Raw genomic sequence first — 23,622 nt, 5'->3', positions numbered from 1 at the left:
GCGCCGGCAATGTGAAGACCGGTACGGCGCGAGGCCGTACCGGTAATGTTTAATTCTGAGCTTTGGTCGCCGCACCAGAGATAGCGCTGCCGCCGTCAGAAATGTCTTCACCGATACCACGCGTGGTGTTACATGCGGTGAGCACAGAAGAAAGGACCAAAACAGTAAAGAACGCCGCAATCGTTTTTTTCACCATAATATCATCCTTATAAACAGTTTTTGTTTTCTTGCCCTATAAGCATAGCCAAACTGATTCAGAATGAAGGGATAGTCGCGTTTTTTAAGAGAAAAAGAGGTTCAGGCGGAACTTAGCAAGATGAATTCAGAGAATGAGAATGATCTAATGAAATGAGATTAGCTAACGGCGTGAGAAATGGCATGCCCCAACCCCTGGATATCTTCGCCAAAACCGCGAGCGGTATTGCATCCAGTAAGCAACGCGCCGCTGAGCAGCAGCAAGGCAAGAAGTTTGAGCGTCTGGTTCATGTTAGTCCCGGCGTGAAACTGAAGGCGCAGCAACCAGGCTGCGCCCACCGTCTCAAAGCATGAATTACTTCACGCGAGATACATATTCGCCGGAGCGGGTATCTACTTTGATGACTTCGCCGATCTGAACGAACAGCGGAACTTTAACCACTGCGCCAGTGGACAGAGTCGCCGGCTTGCCGCCAGTACCTGCGGTATCGCCTTTCAGACCTGGATCGGTTTCAACGATTTCCAGTTCAACGAAGTTCGGCGGCGTGACAGCGATAGGCTGACCGTTCCACAGGGTAACGATGCACTCAGCCTGATCCAGCAGCCATTTCGCGTTGTCGCCGATAGCTTTAGCATCAGCAGACAGCTGTTCGAAGGTTTCGTTGTTCATGAAGTGCCAGAACTCACCGTCGTTGTACAGGTAAGTCAGGTTCATATCGACAACGTCCGCGCCTTCTGCAGAGTCGGTGGACTTGAAGGTTTTTTCTACACGGGTGCCGGTCAGCAGGCGGCGCAGCTTAACGCGTGCGAATGCCTGGCCTTTACCTGGTTTAACGAATTCGCTGGCTTCAACCGCATACGGTTCGCCATCCATCATGATTTTAAGACCAGCACGAAAATCGTTGCTATAGTAAGTCGCCATAAGGCCCTCTGAAATTGTTTAACTTGGTAGCTAAGCCACAAAATGGCGCATATTGTAACCCTAAATACCCCATCCAGAGAAGATTGGATCACGCAACTTGCCGATGTTGTGACCAGTCCCGATGAACTATTGCATCTTTTAGATCTGGAAACAGATGCAAACCTATTGGCGGGACGCGATGCGAAGCGTCTCTTCGCGCTGCGCGTACCGCGCGCGTTTATCGCGCGTATGGAAAAAGGTAATCCAAACGATCCTCTTCTTCGTCAGGTACTTACCGCACAAGAAGAGTTTGTTGCCGCCCCAGGTTTCTCCACCGATCCGCTGGAAGAACAACACAGCGTTGTACCTGGCCTGTTGCATAAATATAGCAACCGGGCGCTATTGCTGGTGAAAGGCGGCTGTGCGGTCAACTGCCGCTACTGCTTCCGCCGCCACTTCCCTTATGCCGAGAACCAGGGCAATAAACGCAACTGGCAGGCGGCGCTCGAGTACATAGCCGCCAATCCGCAGCTTGATGAAATTATTTTTTCCGGCGGCGATCCGCTCATGGCCAAAGACCATGAGCTTGACTGGTTGCTGACGGAACTGGAAGCGATCCCGCATATTAAACGGTTACGCATCCATAGCCGCTTGCCGATTGTCATACCGGCGCGGATCACCGAAGGGCTGACGGCTCGCTTTAACACCTCATCGCTGCAGATACTGTTGGTCAACCATATTAATCATGCCAACGAGATCGGCCCGGAGTTCCGGGCAGCGATGGCGCGGCTGCGGCAAGCGCGCGTAACACTACTCAACCAAAGTGTTCTGTTACGCGGAGTTAACGACAATGCGCAAACCCTGGCGGACCTCAGCAATGCATTGTTCGACGCCGGGGTAATGCCCTACTACCTGCACGTGCTCGATAAAGTCCAGGGCGCAGCCCACTTCATGGTAGAAGATGAGGAAGCACGGGCGATCATGCGTGAGCTATTAACGCTGGTATCTGGTTATATGGTGCCAAGACTGGCACGTGAAATCGGCGGCGAACCGAGTAAAACGCCGCTGGATTTAGGTTTGAAACAACAGCCCTAGGCCCCTCTCTGCCGGCCCTGTCCGGCAGATACTTGAAAAGCATATTTTCCAGTTAAATATACCACTAGTTTTTCAGCCTTCGCCTGAATACAGTGCTTTCTTGAGCTTTATAATTATATATTAAGTACAATTTAAACGATGTAGTAATAATGCTTCTAATAAAATAACGAAAGGATATTAGTTACAGCCATAATTACGAACATAAGAATAAACCACATGGGTAATTTAAATGCTCTATCTCTTTTGTTTTCAATATAATTTTGGCGCTCATTGTTATTTATCTCTGGCACACTATCTTCTATTGTTACAACTTTTTTTATTAAGGGGGTTATCTGGCAGGTAGACACTTCTTCCTCAGCTTTGACAACCGGTACGATCAAGGAACCAGTTGCAAGAATAAACCCACGCTGCCTGACAGTAACAATGATATCCTGTGATAATCCAGCCTTCAGCAGTGATTTTCTGAGCAATGATATGTTTTGATAAAAAGTATTTTGCGCGACGACAACCCCCCTTGTTTTCCAGACAGATTCCAGAAATTCTTCTCGAGAAATGATTCGTCCATTACTTTCAATTAACAATTGTAGACAACGTGCAGTTGGACCATTCAAGTTAATGCTTTCACCATTTCCATTAACAGGTCGTAACTCACTCATATTCACATCGAATATGACTTCATTATTAATAATGAACTCGCTAAATGCCATAATGCTTTTCCTTTTATTCATTAGTCACGTGAATTAAACATGAAGTTAATGAGATTCCATTTTTGAACTTGAGCAAATAGCCCTAAACAGCCCTGCCGTTAGATAGTTTCACATCTCAATCATTGGCTCTCCATTTTCGAACGGCGCCAAGGCCAACGTGACCTTTTAACGAAAAGGAAGCCAAGTATATTGTCGAACATTCATCACGTTAACGCAACTACTATTCAAGGAGATTAAAATGTGAAACGTTCCTCCCATCATTAAAATAGGTTATTCAATTAAAATTCACATGCATTTTACCTGCTTGCCAATTAAATTCCTCACTGCTCCCGTCTTACGCTAATTGCGGGCAAGTACCTGCATATTACAAAGGACACCAAAGGAGTAAAGAACGGGATAGTGTTAAGACTCAGCGTCAATTAACGGTTATTCAGTGATCCGTTAATTAAAACTGAGGCAACATCTATTTCAGGGATTACGTATTTATACATGGACAAATAAATGAAAAAAACAATCGTAGCTGTAATGGTTGCTGCATCTGCAGTTCTGAGCGCACAGGCAATGGCCGCTAACACTGCTGAAGTGACCGTTCTTGGCGAAGTCAACGACTCCTCTTCTTCTTGCGTAGTCACCCCGACTGGTACTCTGAACAACGGCATCGTTCGTCTGACTTCTGTTACCACCAGCGAAGCGAATGCACAGACTGCTAACGTCCTGTTCAAAAGCCAGAAGTTTGGTTTTGACGTTTCTGATTGCGCCAAAGGCAGCGAAAAACCAGCAACCGGCCTGACTGTTGCAGTTACTGGTACCACCAGCGCCAACGCAACAATTCTGGACAACACCGCTGACGACGGCGCTGCCGGCATCGGTATCGGCATCGCGAAAGCCAGCGATGGTTCTCGTGTAGCCTTCGATGGTTCCCAAACCATGGCTGAAACCTACACTGACGGTTCCGTCACTTCTCTGAACTACTACGCGGGTTATGTGAAAGTAAACGAAGCTACCACCGTAACCGAAGGTCCGGTTAAAGGCGTAGCAACCTTTACTATCGACTATACCACTGGCGCTTAATTTTACCCCGAAGGGCTCGCTGTCTGGCGAGCCCTTTTTTCGTTTAGAGAAATGCTATGTTCAGGACCTTATTTAAACTTGTCTTTCCCTGTTTTTTACTGATAAGCGGCATTGCGCATGCCGGTATCGTCATTGAGTCTACCCGCTATCTTTACAAAGAAGGCTCCCGTGAAGTAACGGCACAAATAGAGAACAAAGACGGTATCCCCTATTTAATCAAGTCCTGGATTGAGACCCCAAAAGGACAAACGCCGTCATTCATGGCCACGCCGCCACTGTTTCGTCTCGAAGCAAAACAACAAAATACCGTTCGCCTGTTTTCTACAGGTAATGTCGCGGCGCCAACCGATCGCGAATCGATATTTTATTTCAACGTTATGGCTATTCCCCCCGCGGATGATACGAATGCTAAAAATAATACCATCCAGCTGGCGGTTCGCCATCGTATGCGTCTGGTATTTCGGCCAAAATCGCTGTTTGATATGACCCCGAATACCGAAGCGGCAAAACTTGAATGGCGAAAATCAGGCAATAAATTATCAATTAAGAACCCTACGCCATTTTTCTATTACTTCAATACAATAAAAATCGGTAATACCGAAATTAAAAATGAAGTGAGTTCTGTCCCGCCGATGGAGACCAAGGAAGTCACTTTAAAACAAAATGTAACCGCATCAGGTATTACATGGAAAATAGTCAACGATTATGGCGGAGCCGGAACGCTCTATTCATCATCGTTGTAATTGGAAGTTGTTTAACCTTATAGGGATGTGTCTATGCAAAATAAAAATAAAGACCTATTCAAACTATCAGCGCCAGGAATTGCATTACTGGCCGCATTTTTTTCTGGTTTGGATAACAAAGCGCAAGCACGTGATTTTTTCGATCCCTCATTCATAAACTCATTGAATGGTAGCGATCCTTCAAACGCCCCAGACTTATCTGTGTTTGAAGCCAGGAACGCGCAGGCTCCCGGTAACTACCGGGTGGACATCGTCTTTAATGGCCAATACCTGGATACCAAAACTATAAAATTTGTGATTGATAATAGCCGGGCCAGCACCGCTAGCGATGAGATCAAACTGGCGCCCTGCTTCAGTCTCAAGGACTTATCGCAATATGGCGTTAGAGTTAAAGCATTCACTAAATTGCAAGAAGATGCTAATGGTTGTACTAACCTGACGGTTATTCCAGATACCAAAGCGGATTTTGATTTTAACGCGCAGCGTTTAAATATCTCCATCCCTCAGGCGGCATTATCCACCGTCGTGCAAGGATTTATCCCTGAGGATCAATTTGACGACGGAATTAACGCGCTACTGGTGAATTACCAGTTCAGCGGCTCGGATGATTTCGAATCCGAAGACGAATACTATAGTCTTAACCTCCAGTCCGGCTTAAACCTCGGCCCCTGGCGCATCAGGAATCTGAGCACCTGGAATAAAACAAAAGGCGACGCAGGCGACTGGGAGTCGGCGTACCTGTACATGCAGCGTAGTATACGCCCCATTAACAGTAATTTGGTGATGGGCGAAAGCTCCTCGCTTTCCGGGATCTTTGACAGCGTTCCGTTTACTGGGGTCCAACTCGCGACGGATACCTCCATGCTGCCAGAGAGCCTGCGCGGCTATGCGCCAATTATCCGAGGGATTGCAAAAACCAACGCCAGGGTGATCGTTAAGCAAAACGGCTATCAGGTCTATCAGACCTACGTTGCCCCCGGCGCCTTTGAAATCACCGATATGTATCCCAGCGGCGGTAGCGGCGACCTGTATGTAACCGTAGAAGAATCAGATGGCTCAAAGCAAGAATTCATCGTACCGTTCGCCACGCTACCGGTCATGGTGCGTGAAGGCCAGCTGCAGTATGAAATCACTTCAGGTAAATATCGCCCATATGATGACGGCGTACATGAAACGCCATTTACCCAGGCAACGGCCAGCTACGGGGTGTCCAGTAGCCTGACCGCCTACGGCGGGATGCAGATGGCCTCGCATTATCAGGCGTTGTCATCCGGTCTCGGCTATAACCTCGGCGATTTCGGAGCCGCGTCAGCTGACGTCACCCAAGCCTGGTCAAAAATGCAGGATCGGGAAAAGACTTCAGGACAGTCCTGGCGAATCCGTTATGGTAAAAATATCCTTGATACCGGCACCAACATCACCATCGCTGGCTATCGATACTCTACTAAGGGATTTAACACCTTATCCGAGGTGCTGGATAGTTATGCTAATGACGGTCGCTATACCACCCGTTCATTACGCAATCGCACCAACCTGACCCTCAACCAAAGTCTGGGTAAAGGCCTGGGCAGCGTATCTATTAGCGGGCTGGTTGAAGATTATTGGGATGATAAACGCACCAACAAATCTATCAGCGTTGGCTATAACGGCGGCTTTAGAAATGTGAACTTCTATCTGGGCTATAGCTATAGCCGCTATACCTGGAGCAACAATAGCTCCGACAGCGACGCGCAGGACGATCAGCGCATTACGTTGACCGTCACGCTGCCAATCAGCAACTGGCTCCCTGGCACCTACACCAGCTATCAGCTCACCAATAGTAACCCCGGCTCGACGGATCAATCCGTCGCTATCGGCGGCGTGGGGCTGGAAAACGATAGCCTGGACTGGAGTATCCAGCAGGGATATAGCAACCGTGAGTATTACAGCGGCGACATGCGCGCTACCTATAACGGTTCCCAGGGCAGCATCAATGCCGGTTATAGCTACGATCGTGACAGTCAGCGCGTGGATTATGGCGCCAGCGGTAGCATTATCGCCCACGCCGACGGTATTACGTTAGGACAGGACATCACCGATGCCGCCGTGCTGGTTAAGGCTCCAGGCTTAGATAACGTCAAGCTGACTACCGATAGCACTATCTCAACCGACTACCGCGGCTATGCCATCGTGCCTTACGTCACCCCTTATCGCCGCACTGATATTACCCTTGATAGCACCACGCTTGGTGATGATATGGAACTGCCGGAAACGACGCAAACCGTGGTGCCAACCCGCGGCGCCATTGTACGGGCCAACTACGACGGCAAGATCGGACAACGCGCCTTTATTCACCTGAAAACGGCTAGCGGTCAAGACGTTCCTTACGGCGCTATGGTCTTACTGGCCGACGATGCGAAAAGCCAGGCGAGTATCGTCAGCGACGCCGGGATGGTCTATATGTCCGGTCTGCAGCAAACCGGGACGCTCAACGTACAGTGGGGAAAAAGTAGTTCCCAGCAATGTAAAGCCCCCTTCACATTACCTCCGCGGGAAGGCAAAACCGCTGGCTTAAACCAGATCGAAGCGGTGTGTCGCTAGCCATTATTTAAGGACGAATATTGATGAAGAGAATGTTTATTCTATTAATGCTTTTAGTTATCTGCGGTGAGGCGACTGCAAAATGTAGTTACTCAGGCAGCATCCAGCGGCAAGCATTTACTATTAGAGCAAAAATACCGACAGACGACTCAATTCCAGTGGGAAGCATATTATATTCGGCTAAATACGGCACTGGTAACTATAAAAACTTCTCATGTAGCCAAAAAACTAACGATCAGTATATAACTACCATCAGTACACCAGAAGTAGCTGGCGTTACAGGAATACAGGGAAAGCCAGTATATGAAACCGGAATTGACGGTATTGGATTCCAGATATCCGATCTTCTGGAAAGCAAAAATGGCGCATTAGTGCCTGCTGTCGCGGGCTCAGTACTAGTACCATTTGAAAATACGTCAGATAATTACTATAAATTCATTACCGTGTGGTTTATCAAAACCAAGCAGGTCATTGATACTTCAGGTTCGGACTCAAACCCATCAATAAGTTTCTCTGTCGGCAATCCTACCACCAACCCTGGAAGTAATGACAAACTATTATATACAACCAATATCAAGCTAAAAAACACCAAATATCAGGCAACCTCATGTGACATATCACCATCCAGTTCACAAATAACGCTCGGCCGGATTAAAAAAAGCACGCTAATGTCGGTCTCCCGCGGCGGCGTCACGCCAGAGCAAAAGAATTTCTTATTAACCATTACCTGCCCTGCAGGTTCCATCGGGAATACTTTAATGTACTGGTTTAATCCGATAGGCACCGCGAGCACATCTGGCGATGGTATCATTGATAATATGATAACCGACGATTCTGGCGCCAAAAATGTTGGTATCATTTTCAAACAAACTGGCACCCCGTTAGTCTTTTATGATATGGATAGCTACAGTTTTAATAGTGCCGCAACATCGCAGGTGATCAATCTCACCGCTGATTACTATCGCAAAAGCAATAGTGTTGACGACATTACAAATGGTAGAGTTAAAGCAATGTTAGAAGTAGTTATTCAGGAACAATAAAATCCTCAAACAGACATGAATTCTACATGAATTCATGTCTGTTGAGTTGTTAAAACTACAAACCTCATTTACATTTTCTTCCGTCCTATAATTAGGCCAACTAGTAATAATATTAATTTAAAGGAATAAATATGAAGGAATTAACTGTATTTGAAATGGAAGAGATCTCCGGTGGTTACACTTGGGATTTCTCATCAGTTACCTCCACTATCACTTCACTAGCTAGCAATGCGGTAGAGGCTCTTGCTATTGGAACATTAGGTGCCATTATTGTGTCAGCCGTCGGCACGTGGATTGGTGGTGTTCAAGGCGGTCATAATGGTGGTATTTTGGGACTTGGCCTACTTGGTAATGCTGTAGGGGCTGTTGTTGGCTTTGTTCTTGGTGCTATTACCGGAGCTGCTGGAGCCGTCGCATTCGGTTGGGACAAGTCAATGGCTATTTTCCAGGAATTTATAGATAGTGCCCTTGATGGTACCTTTGCACCGGGATCTTGATAATAATTTCGCGCGTTGGAAAAAGTTCCATACAATAAACAAAGGCCTTTAGGCCTTTGTTTTATATCCAATCCAAGCCAAAGTAAATATAACTTATCAATATGAATAAAAATCTCTATCGCAAGGAAGCGATCGAATACAAAAGGCATCACTGGAAAGGGAAAGCCTTGTTGCTCGCTGGCTTACCCGCCTGGTTAATCGCCTTATTGTCGGCATTATTTCTCATTGCGCTTATCTGCGCATTGATATTTTGCAAGTTTACCCAGCGTGTCGATGTTAAAGGCGAAGTCATTACCCTGCCTCACTCAATTAACGTCTTTGCGCCACAGCAGGGGTTTATCGTCAAGCAATTCGTAAAAATTGGTGACGTCGTAAAAAAAACCAACCGCTATACGAGATTGATGTTTCCCGCAGCACCACCAGTGGCAATGTTAGCGCGGCACAGATAGAAGTTATCAATGAAAAAATCGCCAACTCTGAAGATATTATTAAAAAACTGGAAGATAATAAAAACCAGACGTTAAATGCGCTGAATGCGCAGTTAAAAACTACCACTGCCTCCCTGAAGGAGACCAACCGTATGCTGGTCAACACCCAGGTAGGCCTGAAGAAAATGCATGATAACCTTTCCAGCTACGATAAATACCTTAGCAACGGCCTGATAACAAAAGATCAGTATAACTATCAGCACTCTTTATACTTTCAGCAGCAGAGTGCCTACCAGTCTTTAGTTAGCCAAAAAATGCAACTCGAATCGCAAATTACACAACTTAATAGCGATATAATCACTAAAGCTGCTGATTTTGACAACCAAATTTCCAGTCAATACAACCAGGCCAATGATTATAAAAATCAGTTAGTGGAATCTAATGCTAACGGTAATATTATTATCAAATCGACCAGCGATGGCAGGATTGAGTCACTGTCGGCTACCCAAGGGCAAACCGTTGATAATGGAAGTAGCCTGGCCCAGATAAAACCGACCGGAAACGTTGAGTATTATCTCATTCTGTGGCTACCCAACAATACCATTCCGTATTTAAAAACGGGAGATACCATCAATATTCGCTATGATGCCTTCCCATCGGATAAATTTGGTCAATTCCCAGGAAAAATTATATCCATATCATCAATGCCGGCGTCACGGCAAGAAATGTCTGAATACACCAACGTCAGTAACGGTACCAATCAGCAACAAGAACTGGCGCTGTATAAAGCGATTGTCAAAATTAAAGATAAACAGTTCGAATATGACGGGAAAAAGCTAAGCCTTTCCAATGGGCTTAAAGCACAGGCTGTTGTCTTCCTTGAAGAACGCCCTCTCTACATGTGGATGTTTACTCCAGTTTATAAGATTACTCAAAGCGTGAGCGGCCCGATTCATGACTAATGAACTGTTTGAAAAAATTACGGCGAAAGTTAATTTTTCGATATTGAGAAAGACGCCGGTAATACTGCAATCGGAAGCCGCCGAGTGTGGCATTGCCTGTCTGGCAATGGTTTGCGGCCATTATGGTCTCGATATTGATCTGTTCAATTTCCGTCAACGCTTTGGCAGCCCCTCCCAGGGGGTAACGTTGATGTCATTGAGCAAAACGGCAGAACATGCTGGCTTAAAAAGCCGCGCGCTGTCGCTCGATCTTGATGAAATCAGACAATTAAAGCTGCCCTGCGTTATCCACTGGGGAATGAACCACTACGTCGTGCTCACCAAAGTACGCAAATCTAGCTTTATGGTTCACGACCCGGCGCTGGGTAAACGCATTATCGGCATTCAGGAAATGTCGAACAACTTTACCGGCATCGCGTTAGAGTTATGGCCCGATCAGAACTTCCAGCAGGAAAAAGCCAAATCTCGCCTACGTTTGTTAGATCTGATGCGTAATATTGTTGGCTTAAAATCAGCGCTGCTGAAAATTTTCGCCTTTTCCGTCGTCGTTGAAGCGATTGGACTACTGTTGCCAATAGGCACGCAGTTGGTCACTGACCACGTGATCATGGCCCACGATCAAAGCCTGCTCTCGGTTATCTGTATTGGTCTGGTCTTCTTTACCCTCTTCCGCACCTTTATCAGTATGCTGCGCGCATGGACTTCACTGACGCTCAACACGCTAACCAATATTCAGTGGAAAACCACTCTATTCGATCATTTGGCCAGCCTGCCGCTGGCATTTTTCGAAAAACGTCATCTGGGGGATATTCAGTCCCGTTTCTCTTCGCTGGATACCATTCGCTCCACGTTCACTAATAGCATCGTCAGCGGCATTATCGACTCGATCATGACGATCGGCCTGCTGATTATGCTCACCCTGTACGGCGGTTGGCTAACATGGGTCGTCGTTGGCTTTACCTTATGTTACGCCCTTATGCGTCTGGGAACTTATCGCTTCTATCGCCGCGTTGCTGAAGAACAGGTAATCAAAGGCGCGCGCTCCAGTTCACACTTTATGGAGTCGCTATACGGTATTTCGACCATCAAAGCGCTGAACCTGAAAGAACGCCGCTCTCAGCACTGGCTGAATATTAACATCGACGCCTGTAATGCGGGGATCAAACAGACCCGTTTCGACATGATGTTTAGCGGTATCAATACCTTTATTACCGCCATCGATCAGGTTGCGGTACTGTGGCTGGGCGCCATTATGGTTATTGATAATGAAATGACCCTCGGTATGTTTATGGCTTTTAACGCCTACCGGGGCCAGTTCTCCCAGCGCGCATCCAGCCTGGTTGATCTTACCATGCAGCTGCGCATGCTCTCGCTGCATAACGAACGTCTTTCTGAAATCGTCTTCAGCGAACCCGAGCAAGAGTTGCCATCACGGGACGTCTTTTCGAAAGATGCCGGCGCCAGGCTTGAAGTCAGAAACCTCAGCTATCAATACGATCCCTTTTCGCAGCCGATTTTCTCAAACCTGAACATCACCGTTGAGCCCGGCGAATCCGTCGCGCTGGTCGGCCCGTCCGGCGTCGGTAAGACCACGCTATTGAAAGTGATGTGCGGGCTGCTCTCCCCCACCAGCGGCGATGTGTTTGCCGATAATCTCGATATCCAGAAAATAGGTTTAAATAACTATCGCCAGGGAACCGCCTGCGTATTGCAGGAGGACAGGCTCTTTTCCGGTTCGCTTATTGATAATATCAGCGGCTTTGAAGACAACGCCGATCTGGATTTTGTCGTCGAATGCGCCAAACGCTGCAACATTCACGACGAAATTATGAAAATGCCGATGGGCTATGAAACCATCGTTGGTGAGTTGGGCCTGGGGATTTCCGGGGGCCAAAAGCAACGTATTTTGATTGCCCGAGCGCTTTACCGTAAACCGAGCATTCTGTTTATGGATGAGGCCACCAGCCATCTTGATTTAAGAAATGAGTCTGTTATCAACCAATCGATTTCAGGGCTCAGTATTACCCGCGTCATCGTTGCCCACCGCCCGTCAACCATCGCCTCTGCCGATCGGGTTATTGATTTGTCGCAATCAAAAATACCAATGCCAGCGTAAGGAGAAGAACATGCAAGGAACGTTTATTGGTTTTAACACCGCCGGAATTACCTATGAAGACCATTTCATGGCACTGCTGCTGAAAGTACAAAACCAGAATGGCCTGTGTCGGACATTCTATTTACAGGCGCCGGCGCTGGCTGACTTGCTCATGGTCCTGACAACTCGAATGTCTGTTTTCTTACAGCGCTTGCAGCAAAGCGACGATACGCTGAAAGAGGAACTTATTGCCTACAATAATGAGCTCATCGCCAATACCCCAGCAGTCGATATGGCAGAGGTACAAAACCCGAATCCGGAGCTGCGGATCATGTCGATCACGTTGAAACCGGGGGTAAATGAGTCAACGCTGATCCTGATGCTGCAAAACGAGCAAATCACAACGTTACGAATTGATGACCGCCAGGTGGAAGCGCTGATTATGGGCATCAATCAATCGCTCAAAATGGTTGCGGATACGAAATTAAACGAGTATCTGGCGCTAGCGTTGGATTTCGTGCTGTTGTATACCGTCGATTTAACCAGCCAACCCAATATCGAGTACCAGCAATATCCTCAGGAAGAGTGGAAGCTGAATTTGTTTAGCCACCATCTGGCCGTGTTATACAGCTACGAGCAGGAGGAGGGTAAAAAAGTACTCTCCGGTGCGGTGATTAAAACCAGCGCCGCGCATCAGTCAGATTTTGAAAAGAGTATCGTGCTGCGTCTGCTTGAAAAGAGCCAGAAGCTAAAACAGGTCCACAGCCAGCATACGCCGTATCAAATCTTCAGTAAGGTAATTCCATCCGCCCCGGGACAAATGCTAACCAGAGATGAATGTATGCTGTCGCTGCGTGAATTCTACGTGGCTACCAAAGCAGCGCTTGAGGCATAAATTGTTAAGCACTCTCTGCGCAGGCAGAGAGTGCTTAACGCATCAGTTCGGGCACTTATAAACCTGGCCGTTCATCTGGCTATCGGTCGGGACAAAGCTCGACAGCAGATTTTGCGTCGGGCTGCTCACGCCATAAATGACGTTACCGCCCATGGCCGCCGCCTGGTTACGCAGCGCATTCGCCGCGCCGCGCATCGAGCCGCCTTCATCGCCATTCTGCCCGGACAGCCAGTTGCTTTGCGTACCGGTAGCCGTCCCTAACAGCTGGCATTCCGTTCCCGGTTTATCTTCAACAAAACGCACGCTCTGGCCGCCTGCGGTTAATTCGTTGCTGGAACTGCAACCCGCTAACAATAATGCTGCGCCGACAATCCCTGCTAAATATTTTACCTGCATGTTATTCCCCAATGAGCTGGACGCACTGGCCCGGATGTAAACCTTATACTAAAAAGCCAGCAAAAAGAAAAACCCCCAGCCATTTCTGACCGGGGGTTTCTGCATTTTTATGCCGTATAGCGCACGATTACATCATGCCGCCCATACCGCCCATGCCGCCCATGCCGCCAGCAGCACCTAAGTCAGGCGCGTCACCTTTCGGCAGGTCGGTCACCATGCACTCGGTGGTGATCATCAGACCAGCAACGGATGCCGCGTACTGCAGCGCAGAACGGGTGACTTTAGTCGGATCCAGGATACCGAAGTCGATCATGTTGCCGTACTCTTCGGTAGCCGCGTTGTAACCGTAGTTACCGTCGCCTGCTTTCACGTTGTTGGCAACAACAGACGGCTCTTCACCTGCGTTGGAAACGATCTGACGCAGCGGCGCTTCCATTGCGCGCAGCGCAACTTTGATACCGACGTTCTGATCTTCGTTCTGACCGGTCAGGCCAGCGATTTTCGCCGCCACGCGGACCAGCGCTACGCCGCCGCCAGCTACCACGCCTTCTTCAACCGCAGCACGGGTCGCGTGCAGGGCATCGTCAACGCGCGCTTTTTTCTCTTTCATTTCAACTTCGGTAGCAGCACCGACTTTGATTACCGCAACGCCGCCGGCCAGTTTAGCCACGCGCTCCTGCAGTTTTTCACGGTCGTAATCAGAGGTCGCTTCTTCGATCTGCTTACGGATCTGAGCAACGCGGCCCTGAATTGCGGCTTCTTCGCCAACGCCATCGATGATGGTGGTGGTGTCTTTATTGATAACAACGCGTTTAGCCTGACCCAGGTCTTCCAGAGTCGCTTTTTCCAGCTCCATACCGATCTCTTCAGAGATAACGGTACCGCCAGTCAGGGTCGCGATGTCCTGCAGCATAGCTTTACGACGGTCGCCGAAGCCCGGCGCTTTAACCGCTGCAACTTTCACGATGCCGCGCATGGTGTTAACAACCAGGGTCGCCAGCGCTTCGCCTTCAACGTCTTCAGCGATGATAACCAGCGGTTTGCCAGCTTTCGCTACGGCTTCCAGAACCGGCAGCATTTCGCGGATGTTGGAGATTTTTTTGTCAGCCAGCAGGATGAACGGGCTTTCCAGTTCAACAGCGCCGGTATCCGGCTTGTTGATGAAGTAAGGGGACAGGTAGCCGCGGTCGAACTGCATACCTTCAACGACGTCCAGTTCGTCTTCCAGACCGGTACCGTCTTCAACGGTGATAACGCCTTCTTTACCGACTTTATCCATCGCTTCAGCGATCAGTTTACCTACGGTTTCGTCGGAGTTAGCGGAGATAGTACCAACCTGAGCAATGGCTTTAGAGTCAGAGCACGGTACGGACAGCGCTTTCAGTTCTTCCACAGCGGCAACGACAGCTTTGTCGATACCACGTTTCAGATCCATCGGGTTCATGCCCGCGGCAACGGCTTTCAGGCCTTCGTTAACGATAGCCTGAGCCAGTACGGTTGCGGTGGTGGTACCGTCGCCTGCAGCGTCGTTCGCTTTAGAGGCAACTTCTTTCACCATCTGCGCGCCCATGTTTTCGAATTTGTCTTCCAGTTCGATTTCACGAGCAACGGAAACGCCATCTTTAGTGATGGTCGGCGCGCCGAAGGATTTGTCCAGAACAACGTTACGGCCTTTCGGGCCCAGGGTGACTTTAACTGCATCTGCCAGTACGTTTACGCCGCGCAGCATTTTTACACGAGCGTCGTTACCGAATTTTACGTCTTTTGCTGCCATTTCTTTTATTCCTCAAATTCGTTCAGGGTCGTGCGAATTACGCTTCAACAATTGCCAGGATGTCGCTTTCGGACATGATCAGCACTTCTTCGTTGTCGATCTTCTCAGACTTCACGCCGTAACCATCGTTGAAAATCACGATGTCACCAACTTTAACGTCCAGCGGCTGCACAGTTCCGTTTTCCAGGATGCGGCCTTTACCGACAGCGATGATTTCGCCACGAGTTGATTTAGCTGCCGCAGAACCGGTCAGAACGATGCCGCCTGCAGATTTGGTTTCAACTTCTTTACGTTTGACGATCACACGATCATGTAACGGACGAATACTCATTGATAGCTCTCCTTCGAGAAAGTCATTATCAGTTATGGATGGCGCCGGGCCGTAAACGGTTTCCGACTAGTGCAGAGAGAGATGGGGATGGCCATTTACGGCTTCAAGGGGAAAATTAAAAAAAAATTTCCGCCTGTGCGCTGACGCGCAAAAATATTCCCGCGGCGGCTGCGCTATCTGGCGCAAAGGGTTGTGATAACATCGTTTTTTTGCCGCGCGCAGGATTGAGTCATGAGTGGTTTAAAACAGGAGCTGGGGTTAGGTCAGGGAGTCGGGTTACTTTCAACATCACTACTGGGAACCGGCGTGTTCGCCGTACCGGCGCTGGCGGCGCTGGTCGCTGGCGATAACAGCCTGTGGGCGTGGCCAGCGCTGATTCTCCTGGTCTTTCCCATCGCTATCGTGTTTGCCGTGCTTGGGCGCCACTTTCCCAGCGCTGGCGGCGTGGCTCATTTTGTGGATATGGCGTTTGGCCCGCGTCTGGCGCGGGTAACCGGTTGGCTGTTTTTATCAGTCATCCCGGTGGGTTTACCCGCCGCCCTCCATATTGCTACCGGGTTTGGCCAGGCGTTGTTTGGCTGGCACGATACTCAACTGCTGCTTGCCGAGCTCGGCACGCTGGCGATCGTCTGGTGGGTGGGCTCGCGCGGCGCCAGTTCCAGCGCCAATCTACAGACGCTGGTCGCGGTAATGATTGTCGCGCTGATCGTCGCTATCTGGTGGCGCGGCGGCATAAACCCGGCGCAGATCCCTTTCCCGGAACCTAAAGATGTCGACACGTCGCAGCTGTTTGCTGCCCTATCGGTAATGTTCTGGTGCTTCGTCGGCCTTGAAGCCTTTGCTCATCTGGCATCAGAGTTTAAACGTCCGGAGCGCGACTTCCCCCGAGCGCTGATGATTGGCTTATTGCTGGCAGGAACCGTTTATTGGGGCTGTACCGTGGTGGTACTGCATTTTCGCGCCTTCGGTGCGGAAATGGCGGCGGCGGCCTCGCTGCCAAACATCGTGGTACGGCTGTTCGGCGTGCAGGCGCTGTGGGTCGCCTGCGTGATCGGCTATCTCGCCTGCTTCGCCAGCCTCAATATCTATATCCAAAGTTTTGCCCGCCTGGTCTGGTCGCAGGCGCAGTTCAAGCCGGAAGGTTATCTGGCCCGCCTGTCGCCGCGTCAGGTACCGCGCAATGCGCTGAATGCGGTCTTAGGCTGCTGCGTACTCAGTACGCTGTGCATTTACTGGCTGAACATTAATCTCGATGCGCTGATCGTCTATGCCAACGGCATTTTCATCATGATTTATCTGCTGTGCATGCTGGCGGGATGCCGACTCCTGCACGGTAAATACCGCGTGCTGGCCATTGTGGGCAGCGTGCTCTGCGTTTTGCTATTGGCAATGGTCGGCTGGAAGAGCTTGTACGCCATTATTATGCTGGCGGTGCTGTGGTTCGCCTTACCTGCACGGTCATCCTCAGCAAGCCGATAACAAAAAACCGGCGCAGGCCGGTTTTGTCGTTTTAGCGGTCGTCTTTGTGATCCAGACGGTCGCGTTCGTCGTCTTTGCGCTGGAACTCCCCTTCGAAGGTGTCTCCGTTGCCGGCGCCAGCGCTAAAACCGCCGCCCGGCATCCGGCTAAAGCGCAGATACGGCATCAGTTTTAAAGTCATCAGCTTTTGCACCGGCGGCAACAGCAGCAGCAGGCCGAGGAAGTCGGTAAAGAAGCCCGGGATCAACAGCAGCAGCCCGGCGATAATCAGCGACACGCTTTTGATCATTTCTGCGGCAGGGCTTTCGCCAGCCGCCATTTTCTGCTGCATCAGCATCAGGTTTTTGAAGCCCTGGTTGCGCACCAGCGACATCCCCACCACCGAGCTAAAGATAACCAGAATCAGCGTCAGCAGCACGCCAAGCACGTGCGCGACCTGAATAAAGATCGAGATCTCGACGTAAACGTATAAGAAAAAGGCAATAAATGGGATCCAACGCACCGGCGTCTCCTTCATTCGGCCGTCGTCGCAGACGCCCGTAGTGATAAATTTGCTATTCGCGTCATAGGAATGTGGGGTTGGCGCGCCATTTTTCAATCAACGGTAACGGCATTTTTTTCAAAAATAGTAAAGCGGTGACTCATTTCACAGATTAATAATTCTTATCCGCCGCGCTATATAATAAGTGATCAAGGTTACTGAACTTCGCTATCATCAGCATATGATCGTGGGCACCGGGCCGGTTAAGGAAATAATCTTCGGTCTGAAAATACGCTAAATCCTATAAATTCTGTGTATTTGGTGAATTCATTGGCAGCTTGAAAAAGAAGGTTCACATGTTAAACAACATTCGTATCGAAGAAGATCTGTTGGGCACCAGGGAAGTTCCAGCTGACGCATACTATGGCGTTCATACTCTGAGAGCGATTGAAAACTTCTACATCAGCAACAACAAGATTAGCGACATCCCTGAGTTTGTTCGGGGCATGGTGATGGTGAAGAAGGCCGCCGCGCTGGCTAACAAGGAACTGCAAACCATTCCTAAAAGCGTAGCGAACACCATTGTCGCCGCATGCGATGAGGTGCTGAACAACGGTAAATGCATGGACCAGTTCCCGGTTGATGTGTTCCAGGGCGGCGCGGGCACTTCCGTCAACATGAACACCAACGAAGTGCTGGCGAATATCGGTCTGGAACTGATGGGCCACCAGAAAGGTGAATACCAGTTCCTCAACCCTAATGACCACGTCAACAAATGCCAGTCCACCAACGACGCCTACCCAACCGGTTTCCGCATCGCGGTCTATGCTTCGATTCTCAAATTAATCGATGCCATCAAACAGTTGGGCGAAGGCTTCCAGGCGAAAGCCGTCGAGTTCCAGGACATCCTGAAAATGGGCCGCACGCAGTTACAGGATGCGGTGCCGATGACCCTCGGCCAGGAATTCCACGCTTTTAACGTTCTGCTGAACGAAGAAACCAAAAGCATTCTGCGTACCGCAGAACTGCTGCTGGAAGTGAACCTCGGCGCGACCGCTATCGGGACTCGCCTGAACACCCCTGACGGCTACCAGCAGCTGGCGGTACAGAAACTGGCGGAAGTCAGCAACCTGCCGGTCGTTCCGGCGGAAGACCTGATTGAAGCGACTTCTGACTGCGGCGCATATGTGATGGTTCACAGTTCGCTGAAACGCCTGGCGGTCAAACTGTCCAAGATTTGTAACGACCTGCGCCTGCTCTCTTCCGGGCCGCGCGCAGGCCTCAACGAAATCAACCTGCCAGAGCTGCAGGCCGGTTCCTCTATCATGCCGGCAAAAGTTAACCCGGTGGTGCCGGAAGTGGTTAACCAGGTGTGCTTCAAAGTTATCGGCAACGATACTACCGTAACCATGGCCTCTGAAGCCGGTCAGCTGCAGTTGAACGTTATGGAGCCGGTGATTGGCCAGGCGATGTTTGAATCTATCCATATCCTGACTAACGCCTGCTACAACCTGCTGGAAAAATGCGTGAACGGCATTACCGCCAACAAAGCGGTATGCGAAAGCTACGTCTACAACTCCATCGGTATCGTGACCTACCTCAACCCGTTCATCGGCCACCACAATGGCGATATCGTCGGCAAGATTTGCGCCGAAACCGGTAAGAGCGTACGTGAAGTGGTACTGGAACGCGGGCTGCTGACCGAAGCCGAACTGGATGACATTTTCTCCCCGCAAAACCTGATGCATCCGGCTTATAAAGCAAAACGGTATACCGATGAAAGCGAACAGTAAGCTTTCAGGGTAAACTAACCAAAGGCATGTCAGTGATGACATGCCTTTTTGCTTTTTTGGGTTTACGAAACGACAACAATTCAATATCAACTTGTTAAAAAACAAGGAAGGCATATATGTTTGGTGCAGAGCTCGTGGTTGTCCTGCTGGCAATCTATTTGGGGGCCCGACTCGGGGGCATTGGTATCGGCTTTGCCGGTGGCCTCGGCGTCCTCGTCTTAACCTTAATTTTTCAAATTCCACCCGGCGCAATCCCCTTTGACGTCATTGAAATCATCATGGCGGTTATCGCCGCAATCGCCGCGATGCAGGTCGCCGGAGGGATGGATTATCTGGTCAGCCTCGCCGAACGTATGCTACGCCGCCATCCCAAGTACATTACCTTCCTGGCGCCGCTGGTCACCTGGTTTATGACCGTGCTGGCAGGCACCGGTCATACCGCGTTCTCTACCCTGCCAGTGATTACCGAAGTGGCGAAAGAGCAGGGTATTCGCCCTTCCCGCCCACTCTCCATCGCCGTTGTCGCTTCGCAGATTGCGATTACCGCCTCGCCGATCTCCGCGGCAGTGGTCTTCTTTGCCGGTATTCTCGAACCGCTTGGCGTCAGCTACCTGACGCTGCTGGCGATCTGCCTGCCGGTTACCCTGATTGCCGTCATGCTGACCGCCGTGGTCTGTAACTTCCTCGGCTGCGAGCTGAAAGACGACCCGGTCTACCAGGAACGGCTGGCAAAAGGGGAAGTGAGCCTGCGCGGCAGTCAGGTCTTCGAACTGAAGCCGCACGCTAAACGCTCCGTCCTGCTGTTCCTCGTCGGCATCGTCGCGGTCATGTTCTACGCTACTGCCATCAGCGACACCGTCGGCCTGATCCAGAACCCGGTACTGCCGCGTAACGAAGCGATCGTAGTCTTCATGCTGACCATCGCCACGCTGATTAGCATCACCTGTAAGATCGACACTGGCGAAGTGCTGAACGCCAGCACCTTTAAGTCCGGGATGAGCGCCTGCGTCTGCGTGCTCGGCGTCGCCTGGCTTGGAGATACCTTCGTCAAAGCGCACATTGCCGATATCCAGACGGTAGCGGGCGATCTGCTGCACAACTATCCGTGGCTGCTGGCGGTAGTGCTGTTCTTCGCCGCTACGCTGCTCTATTCACAGGCCGCCACTACCAAGGCGTTGATGCCAGCCGCGCTGCTGCTCGGTGTCACCCCGCTGACGGCAATTGCCTCATTCGCCGCGGTCTCAGCGCTGTTCGTGCTGCCAACCTATCCGACCCTGCTGGCCGCGGTCGAAATGGACGACACTGGCTCCACGCGTATCGGCAAATATGTCTTTAACCACGCCTTCCTGATCCCGGGCGTCATCGCCATTACGCTTTGCGTGATCCTTGGATTCATCTTCGGCGGCCTCATGCTGTAAGATCGTTAAAAAGGGGCCAGTAAAGTAACTGGCCCCTTTGGTTAATCTCCCCGCATCATGCATGCTATAGTGCCTCTTTTCGCTGATACGAGGTTCACGATGACTACGCCTGATGCTGTTGTTGTACTCTGTACCGCGCCGGATGAAGCGACCGCCCAGGATCTGGCGGCCAAAGCGCTCGGGGAAAAACTCGCCGCCTGCGCCACCATCCTGCCGGGAGCGACGTCGCTCTACTACTGGGAAGGAAAGCTTGAGCAGGAGTATGAAGTCCAGATGCTGCTCAAAACCAATCAGGCCCATCAGCAGGCGTTACTGGACTGCCTGAAGTCCCATCACCCGTATCAAACCCCCGAACTACTGGTCCTGCCGGTTACTCACGGAGACAACGATTACCTCTCATGGCTCAACGCATCATTACGCTGATCCTGCTACTGTGCAGCGCATCCGCCAGCGCCGGGTTGTTTGACGCCCCCGGGCGCTCAAACTTCGTGCCCGCCGATCGGGCTTTCGCCTTTGACTTTCAGCAGAATCAACACGACCTCAACCTGAGCTGGCGCATCAAGGATGGCTACTACCTCTACCGTAAGCAGGTTACGCTGACGACAAAGGACGCGGCGATCGTCGAACCTTCTCTACCGCCTGGCGAATGGCATGAAGACGAGTTTTATGGCAAAAGCGAAATTTATCGTCAGCGCCTGACGTTGCCGATTACTCTCACGCAAGCCAGCAAAGCAGCCACGCTGACCGTCACCTATCAGGGCTGTGCCGACGCCGGGTTCTGCTATCCGCCGGAGACCAAAGTCGTGCCGCTCAGCCCGGTGCTCGCCGATTCCGACAAGGCGCAAGCGGCCAAACCTTCAGCGTCCGCCACGCTCCCGGCCAGCGGCAGCCAGACCGGCGCGGAACCCGCGTCGCTGCCATTTTCGGCGCTATGGGCGCTGCTGATTGGTATCGGCATCGCCTTTACGCCTTGTGTTTTACCGATGTATCCGCTGATTTCCGGGATTGTCCTCGGCGGTAAACAGCGCTTATCGACGGCGCGCGCCCTGCTGCTGGCATTTATTTATGTCCAGGGGATGGCGGTAACCTATACCGCGCTGGGTCTGGTCGTGGCCGCCGCCGGTCTGCAATTCCAGGCCGCGCTGCAGCACCCTTACGTATTAATTGGGCTGTCAGTGGTATTTATCGCGCTGGCGCTGTCGATGTTCGGCCTGTTTACGCTGCAGTTGCCTTCATCACTGCAAACCCGACTGACGCTAATGAGCAACAAGCGCCAGGGGGGCTCGCCGGGCGGCGTGTTTGCAATGGGCGCTATCGCCGGGCTTATCTGTTCCCCTTGCACTACGGCCCCGCTTAGCGCCATTCTGTTGTATATCGCCCAAAGCGGTAACCTGTGGCTCGGCGGCGGCACGCTGTATCTGTACGCGCTGGGAATGGGGCTGCCGCTGATCCTGGTGACCGTGTTCGGTAACCGTCTGCTACCAAAGAGCGGGCCGTGGATGGCTCATGTCAAGACCGCGTTTGGCTTCGTGATCCTCGCGCTGCCGGTTTTTTTACTGGAGCGCGTTATTGGCGAAGCCTGGGGTTTACGCCTGTGGTCGCTGCTTGGCGTCGCCTTCTTTAGCTGGGCGTTTATTACCTCGCTTGGCGCGAGCAAACCGTGGCTACGGCTGGTGCAAATCGTCATGCTGGGCGCTGCGCTGGTTAGCGCGCGTCCGCTGCAGGATTGGGCCTTTGGCGCGCCGGCTGTCCAGCAGCAGGCGCATCTGGAATTTACCCGCGTCAGCACCGTTGATGAACTCAACCAGGCGCTGGCGCAGGCCAAAGGGAAACCGGTCATGCTCGATCTGTATGCCGACTGGTGCGTGGCCTGTAAAGAGTTCGAAAAATATACCTTTAGCGCTCCTGAAGTGCGACAGGCCCTAAAAGAGACCGTTCTGCTACAAGTGGATGTCACCAAGAACAGCGCGCAAGACGCGGCCCTGCTGAAACATTTACAGGTGCTCGGCTTGCCGACGATTCTGTTCTTCAACGCGCAGGGAGAAGAACAGCCCGCGCAGCGCGTCACCGGGTTTATGGATGCCGCGGCATTCAGCGCCCATTTGCGCGATTGGCAACCGTGAACGACACTTGAGGAGGATAAATGGAGGAGACTACCGTGCAACGTGAAGATGTCCTGGGTGAAGCCATACAAATTCTCGAAATCGAGGGTATCGCCAACACCACGCTGGAAATGGTCGCCGACCGCGTCGCATATCCGCTTGATGACCTCAAGCGTTTTTGGCCTGACCGCGAAGCGTTGCTCTATGACGCCCTGCGTTATTTAAGCCAGCAGGTAGACGCCTGGCGTCGCCAGCTATTGCTGGATGAGACGCTGAGCGCAGAACAAAAGCTGCTGGCGCGCTATAGCGCACTGACCAAATGCGTCAGCAACCACCGTTATCCCGGCTGCCTGTTTATCGCCGCCTGTACCTTTTACCCGGATGCCCAGCACCCAATTCACCAGTTAGCGGAACAGCAGAAGCAGGCTTCGCTGGCCTACACGCACGAGCTGCTCACTCAGCTTGAGGTGGATGATCCGGAAATGGTCGCCAAGCAGATGGAATTAATCGTCGAAGGCTGCCTGAGCCGCATGCTGATCAAACGTAGCCAGGCCGACGTCGATACCGCCCATCGTCTGGCGGAAGATATCCTGCGCTTTGCCCGCTGCCGGATGGGCGGCGCGCTCACGTAATTCGGAT

The 23,622-nt window shown here is 51.0% G+C and carries 22 protein-coding genes and 1 pseudogene; 15 read left to right on the top strand and 8 right to left on the bottom strand.

Annotation, left to right across the window (positions count from 1 at the left end; all coding sequences use genetic code 11):
• Positions 1-49: 49 nt before the first annotated feature.
• From ecnB to efp, 3 genes are all read right to left on the bottom strand, one after another.
• Positions 50-196 (bottom strand): lipoprotein toxin entericidin B, encoded by a 147-nt coding sequence (gene ecnB / locus EAE_RS09395; RefSeq protein WP_015368653.1) that lies wholly within the window; start codon positions 194-196, stop codon positions 50-52.
• A gap of 158 nt (positions 197-354) precedes the next feature.
• On the bottom strand, positions 355-486 hold the full coding sequence (locus tag EAE_RS09390) for an entericidin A/B family lipoprotein (protein ID WP_015368654.1): 132 nt from the start codon (positions 484-486) through the stop codon (positions 355-357).
• 64 nt (positions 487-550) lie between these two features.
• Positions 551-1,117 (bottom strand): elongation factor P, encoded by a 567-nt coding sequence (efp, locus tag EAE_RS09385; RefSeq protein WP_003855940.1) that lies wholly within the window; start codon positions 1,115-1,117, stop codon positions 551-553.
• Between the two features lie 42 nt (positions 1,118-1,159).
• On the opposite strand from efp, the gene epmB reads away from it, so the two are divergent.
• A complete protein-coding gene (epmB, locus tag EAE_RS09380) occupies positions 1,160-2,191 on the top strand; it encodes an EF-P beta-lysylation protein EpmB (RefSeq protein ID WP_015704152.1) in 1,032 nt (343 codons plus the stop codon).
• Between the two features lie 155 nt (positions 2,192-2,346).
• Here the strand turns inward: epmB and EAE_RS09375 are convergent, their stop codons facing one another.
• Positions 2,347-2,898, bottom strand: coding sequence for a winged helix-turn-helix domain-containing protein (locus EAE_RS09375; protein ID WP_015368656.1), 552 nt, complete (start codon positions 2,896-2,898; stop codon positions 2,347-2,349).
• Positions 2,899-3,399: 501 nt separating this feature from the next.
• On the opposite strand from EAE_RS09375, the gene EAE_RS09370 reads away from it, so the two are divergent.
• The 8 genes and pseudogenes from EAE_RS09370 to yjeJ all read left to right on the top strand — a co-directional run bounded on the left by EAE_RS09370 (position 3,400) and on the right by yjeJ (position 13,209).
• Positions 3,400-3,969 (top strand): fimbrial protein, encoded by a 570-nt coding sequence (locus tag EAE_RS09370; protein ID WP_015368657.1) that lies wholly within the window; start codon positions 3,400-3,402, stop codon positions 3,967-3,969.
• 56 nt (positions 3,970-4,025) lie between these two features.
• Positions 4,026-4,712 (top strand): fimbrial biogenesis chaperone, encoded by a 687-nt coding sequence (locus EAE_RS09365; RefSeq protein ID WP_015704151.1) that lies wholly within the window; start codon positions 4,026-4,028, stop codon positions 4,710-4,712.
• 33 nt (positions 4,713-4,745) lie between these two features.
• Positions 4,746-7,292, top strand: coding sequence for a fimbria/pilus outer membrane usher protein (locus EAE_RS09360; RefSeq protein WP_015704150.1), 2,547 nt, complete (start codon positions 4,746-4,748; stop codon positions 7,290-7,292).
• 23 nt (positions 7,293-7,315) lie between these two features.
• Positions 7,316-8,332: a fimbrial protein gene (locus tag EAE_RS09355; protein ID WP_015704149.1), complete on the top strand. Its 1,017-nt coding sequence runs from the start codon at positions 7,316-7,318 to the stop codon at positions 8,330-8,332.
• A gap of 131 nt (positions 8,333-8,463) precedes the next feature.
• Positions 8,464-8,829 (top strand): hypothetical protein, encoded by a 366-nt coding sequence (locus tag EAE_RS09350; protein WP_015704148.1) that lies wholly within the window; start codon positions 8,464-8,466, stop codon positions 8,827-8,829.
• A 101-nt stretch (positions 8,830-8,930) separates the two neighbouring features.
• A pseudogene (locus EAE_RS09345) lies at positions 8,931-10,219 on the top strand (HlyD family secretion protein).
• Positions 10,212-12,335: a peptidase domain-containing ABC transporter gene (locus EAE_RS09340; RefSeq protein ID WP_015704147.1), complete on the top strand. Its 2,124-nt coding sequence runs from the start codon at positions 10,212-10,214 to the stop codon at positions 12,333-12,335. The pseudogene EAE_RS09345 and the gene EAE_RS09340 overlap by 8 nt, the downstream one beginning before the upstream one ends.
• Before the next feature lie 10 nt (positions 12,336-12,345).
• A complete protein-coding gene (gene yjeJ / locus EAE_RS09335) occupies positions 12,346-13,209 on the top strand; it encodes a YjeJ family protein (RefSeq protein WP_015704146.1) in 864 nt (287 codons plus the stop codon).
• Positions 13,210-13,251: 42 nt separating this feature from the next.
• Here yjeJ and EAE_RS09330 read toward each other — a convergent pair whose 3' ends face one another.
• From EAE_RS09330 to EAE_RS09320, 3 genes are all read right to left on the bottom strand, one after another.
• The gene (locus EAE_RS09330) at positions 13,252-13,605 is read right to left on the bottom strand and encodes a DUF4156 domain-containing protein (protein WP_015368664.1); all 354 of its coding nucleotides are present in this window, start codon (positions 13,603-13,605) and stop codon (positions 13,252-13,254) included.
• A 127-nt stretch (positions 13,606-13,732) separates the two neighbouring features.
• Positions 13,733-15,379 (bottom strand): chaperonin GroEL, encoded by a 1,647-nt coding sequence (groL, locus tag EAE_RS09325; protein WP_015368665.1) that lies wholly within the window; start codon positions 15,377-15,379, stop codon positions 13,733-13,735.
• 37 nt (positions 15,380-15,416) lie between these two features.
• The gene (locus EAE_RS09320) at positions 15,417-15,710 is read right to left on the bottom strand and encodes a co-chaperone GroES (RefSeq protein ID WP_003855929.1); all 294 of its coding nucleotides are present in this window, start codon (positions 15,708-15,710) and stop codon (positions 15,417-15,419) included.
• A gap of 231 nt (positions 15,711-15,941) precedes the next feature.
• On the opposite strand from EAE_RS09320, the gene yjeH reads away from it, so the two are divergent.
• A complete protein-coding gene (gene yjeH, locus EAE_RS09315) occupies positions 15,942-17,189 on the top strand; it encodes an L-methionine/branched-chain amino acid transporter (RefSeq protein WP_015368666.1) in 1,248 nt (415 codons plus the stop codon).
• Between the two features lie 31 nt (positions 17,190-17,220).
• Here yjeH and EAE_RS09310 read toward each other — a convergent pair whose 3' ends face one another.
• Positions 17,221-17,691, bottom strand: coding sequence for an FxsA family protein (locus EAE_RS09310; protein WP_015368667.1), 471 nt, complete (start codon positions 17,689-17,691; stop codon positions 17,221-17,223).
• A 335-nt stretch (positions 17,692-18,026) separates the two neighbouring features.
• Between EAE_RS09310 and aspA the strand changes: the two genes are divergently transcribed.
• The 5 genes from aspA to EAE_RS09285 all read left to right on the top strand — a co-directional run bounded on the left by aspA (position 18,027) and on the right by EAE_RS09285 (position 23,615).
• On the top strand, positions 18,027-19,463 hold the full coding sequence (aspA, locus tag EAE_RS09305) for an aspartate ammonia-lyase (protein WP_015368668.1): 1,437 nt from the start codon (positions 18,027-18,029) through the stop codon (positions 19,461-19,463).
• 116 nt (positions 19,464-19,579) lie between these two features.
• A complete protein-coding gene (locus EAE_RS09300) occupies positions 19,580-20,881 on the top strand; it encodes an anaerobic C4-dicarboxylate transporter (RefSeq protein WP_015368669.1) in 1,302 nt (433 codons plus the stop codon).
• A 99-nt stretch (positions 20,882-20,980) separates the two neighbouring features.
• Positions 20,981-21,304 (top strand): divalent cation tolerance protein CutA, encoded by a 324-nt coding sequence (gene cutA / locus EAE_RS09295; RefSeq protein ID WP_015704145.1) that lies wholly within the window; start codon positions 20,981-20,983, stop codon positions 21,302-21,304.
• The gene (locus EAE_RS09290; RefSeq protein WP_015704144.1) at positions 21,280-23,004 is read left to right on the top strand and encodes a protein-disulfide reductase DsbD; all 1,725 of its coding nucleotides are present in this window, start codon (positions 21,280-21,282) and stop codon (positions 23,002-23,004) included. Before cutA ends, EAE_RS09290 begins: the two co-directional genes overlap by 25 nt.
• A 35-nt stretch (positions 23,005-23,039) precedes the next feature.
• Positions 23,040-23,615 carry a transcriptional regulator gene (locus EAE_RS09285; protein ID WP_015704143.1) on the top strand — a complete coding sequence of 192 codons (576 nt, stop codon included), beginning with the start codon at positions 23,040-23,042 and terminating at the stop codon, positions 23,613-23,615.
• Positions 23,616-23,622: the final 7 nt, after the last annotated feature.

Source organism: Klebsiella aerogenes KCTC 2190, assembly GCF_000215745.1.
In the GTDB taxonomy this organism is placed as follows: domain Bacteria; phylum Pseudomonadota; class Gammaproteobacteria; order Enterobacterales; family Enterobacteriaceae; genus Klebsiella; species Klebsiella aerogenes.
Note: the sequence above shows the minus strand (reverse complement) of the source record. Positions and strands in the feature narration are given on the sequence as shown.